General features: G+C 70.0%; 3 protein-coding genes. All 3 read right to left on the bottom strand.

Features of this window, described 5'->3' with window-relative positions:
* Positions 1 to 550: 550 nt before the first annotated feature.
* Positions 551 to 1,522 carry a sigma-54 dependent transcriptional regulator gene (locus VF647_00940; protein HEX8450624.1) on the bottom strand — a complete coding sequence of 324 codons (972 nt, stop codon included), beginning with the start codon at positions 1,520 to 1,522 and terminating at the stop codon, positions 551 to 553.
* Positions 1,523 to 1,620: 98 nt separating this feature from the next.
* Positions 1,621 to 2,382 carry a DUF3667 domain-containing protein gene (locus VF647_00935; protein HEX8450623.1) on the bottom strand — a complete coding sequence of 254 codons (762 nt, stop codon included), beginning with the start codon at positions 2,380 to 2,382 and terminating at the stop codon, positions 1,621 to 1,623.
* On the bottom strand, positions 2,379 to 2,880 hold a 502-nt coding region (locus VF647_00930), incomplete at its 5' end, for an acetyl-CoA C-acyltransferase (GenBank protein HEX8450622.1). The genes VF647_00930 and VF647_00935, both read right to left, overlap by 4 nt.

The raw sequence follows: 2,880 nt of genomic DNA, 5'->3' as shown, positions 1-2,880 counted from the left end.
ACGAACTGCTTGCGGCTCTCGGCCGGCAGGCCCTCGAGCTCCTCCAGCAGCCCGATGAACTCCGGGTGAGCGACCACCTGGTTGAGCTGCGACGAGAGCTCCGCGATCTTCTGCTTGTTGGCCATGATGATGTGCCTCTGTAGCCTGGGTTGGGTGTCCGCGGCGGACTCTCTGCCCGTCGTGGTGCGAAGCGGGTCCGGGTGCCGGTGGCACCTGAAGCCGTGCTTCCCTGCGGCGTCACGTTCGGTTGGCCGGGCCCGGTCTCTCCCGTGTTGCCGTGCTCCCTTAAGGCAGGTCCGGTGCCGCGTTTTGCATAATACTTGTGGACAGCCGAAAGCCGCGTGAGTGCTGGACTTACGCGTGCAATGTGGTGGGCCGAGTGCACGGCCCGGCGGAGTTTCACATGGGTTTTCACGCTGTTTGCACGGTGTGTGTACGGTCCGCCGCAGGCACGACGAAAAGAGGCGCGGAGAAGAACCTCTTCTCCGCGCCTCCTATACTTGGCACTTAGCACTCAGCACTCAGCACTAGGCACTGGCCCCAGGCACTATCAAATGATCCGGTGCCGATGGATCTTGCTCCACAACGCCGACCTCGACATCCCCAGCCGCCGCGCCGCCCGCGTGCGATTGCCGCCCTCCGCCTGCAGCGCCTCCTCGATCATTCGCCGCTCCACCTCCGGATCGGCCGGGGCCACGTAGCGCTCCGGCGCGGCTGACTCCCCGGCCGCGGGCACCGCCACGTTGCGGATCTCATCCGGCAGATGCTGCGGGGCGATGGGCTCCTGCTCGGCGTACACCACCGCCCGGCGCAGCGCGTTGTCCAGCTCGCGCACGTTGCCGGGCCACGGGTACGCGCGGATCAGCTCCATCGCCTCGGCGGTCACCTCGGGGGCGGCGCCGCCGGTGCCGCGCCGCTCCAGAAGGTGCTGCACCAGCCCCGGCAGCTCGCGCCTGCGCTCGCGCAGCGGCGGCACGCGAAAGCGCAGCACGGCGATGCGGTGGAAGAGGTCCTCGCGGAACTGCCTGCCCGCCACCATCGCCACCAGGTCCGCGTTGGTGGCCGTCACCACGCGCACGTCCACGGGAGTGTCGTGCGTGGCGCCCACCCTGCGCACCCGCCGCTCCTCCAGCACGGAGAGGAGCTTCGTCTGCACCGCCAGCGGCAGCTCGCCCACTTCGTCCAGAAAGAGCGTGCCGCGGTGCGCGGCCTCGAACGCCCCCTCGCGCGACTCCTTGGCGTCCGTGAACGCGCCGCGCACGTGACCGAACATCTCGCGCTCGAAGAGCGTGTCCGGGATGGCGCCGCAGTTTACGTGGTGGAACGGCCCGGCCGCCCGCGCGCTCAGCCGGTGGATGATGGCGGCCAGGTGCGACTTCCCCGACCCCGTCTCCCCCAGCAGCAGCACGGGCTCGTCGTTCCTCGCCGCCCTGCGCGCGAAGTCCAGCGTGGCGGCCGACATCGAGGCGGGAACCCCCGAGACCTCTTCCTTGTGTGCCCCGCGCCGGTCCGCTCCGCGCATCGATCCCCTCCGCTTTGGCGCCGCTCCGGCTGCCGGAGCGGTCTCCAAAATCTAACCCCGAAGAGATACCGAAACAAGCCGGGCGGATGGGTGCCGGATTAGAGGAACTTCAGCACGCGGATGAGTCCCACGAGGGCCAGCAGCAGCGCGGCGACGTAGCCGGCCAGCAGCAGCGCCATCTTCAGCAGCGTCGCCGGCCAGGAGCCGCCGTACACCACCCGCTGCGAGAGGTAAAGGTACGGCAGCAGGTAGAACTGAACCGCGCCGTCGAGCACGAGGGCCGGTACGCGCAGGGCGGAAGCGGAGGTGGTGAGCGGAACCAGCAGGGTGTGCGCGGTGGCGACGAAGAACGCCGCCGTGTGGAAGTGCAGCGCGAAGACGAAGTGCTCCGCGAACATCCGGCGCCGCTGGAGCGCGTGGAGCAGCATCGCGAAGACGGGAAGCAGCACGAACATCAGCCGCGGCAGGAGCGCGACGATCCTCCCCGGTCCGCTGCCGGACCCCGACACCGTGAAGAAGAAGAACGAGGTGGCGCCGGTCGCCGCCACCAGCGCCAGGTGGGCGGCGCTGACCAGCAGGTACAGGCGGAACGGGGAGAAGTACCCCACCCGGCGCCCCGCCAGGTACTCGCGCGTCAGCACCCCCGGGTGGAAGAGGAGCGCGCGAAAGGTGCGCACCAGCCGCCCGTCCAGCGACAGCACCTCGTCCGCCACGTCGGCCACCAGGGCGCGGATGGTGACCGCCCCGGGCCCGTGCTCCTGCCCGCAGGCGTGGCAGAACGCGCCCACCAGCTCCGTCCCGCAGTTGGCGCAGGCGGGGCGCGCCTCTCCCGCATCCGGTGGACGCGCGGGCGCGCTCAATTCGGCGCGGCCTCCACGATCATCACGAAGCCCATGGCGCCCGCAGCGCACACGCTGATCATGCCGAACTGCTCGCCTCGCCGCCGCAGCTCGTTGAGCAGCGTCACCGTGATGCGCCCGCCCGTTGCCCCGAACGGGTGCCCGATGGCGATGGAGCCGCCCATCACGTTGATGCGGTCCTCGGACGGAATGCCGATCGCTTTGTCGCGACCCAGCCGCTCGCGCGCGATCTTGTCCGAGTCGAACCACTGCAGGTTGGAAAGCACCTGCGCCGCGAACGCTTCGTGGATCTCCAGCAGGCCGATGTCCTTGACTGTGAGCCCGGCGCGGTCCAGCGCCACCGGGGCGGCGTACACCGGCCCCTGCAGGAGCTGGTCGTTGGGGGCCAGCGCGGCGTACGCGTAGCTGCGGATGAAGCCCAGCGGCTTGTATCCCAGCGCGGCCGCCTTCTCCTCGCTCATCAGCAGCACCGCCGACGCCCCATCCGTCAGCGGCGAC

It is taken from the genome of Longimicrobium sp. (assembly GCA_036387335.1).
Classification (GTDB): domain Bacteria; phylum Gemmatimonadota; class Gemmatimonadetes; order Longimicrobiales; family Longimicrobiaceae; genus Longimicrobium.
This window is presented reverse-complemented; position numbering and strand designations above follow the sequence as displayed.

Bases quoted from the DNA above. Each gene is read 5' to 3' on its own strand.
- VF647_00940 (HEX8450624.1), bottom strand. From the start codon at position 1,522: ATGCGCGGAGCGGACCGGCGCGGGGCACACAAGGAAGAGGTCTCGGGG.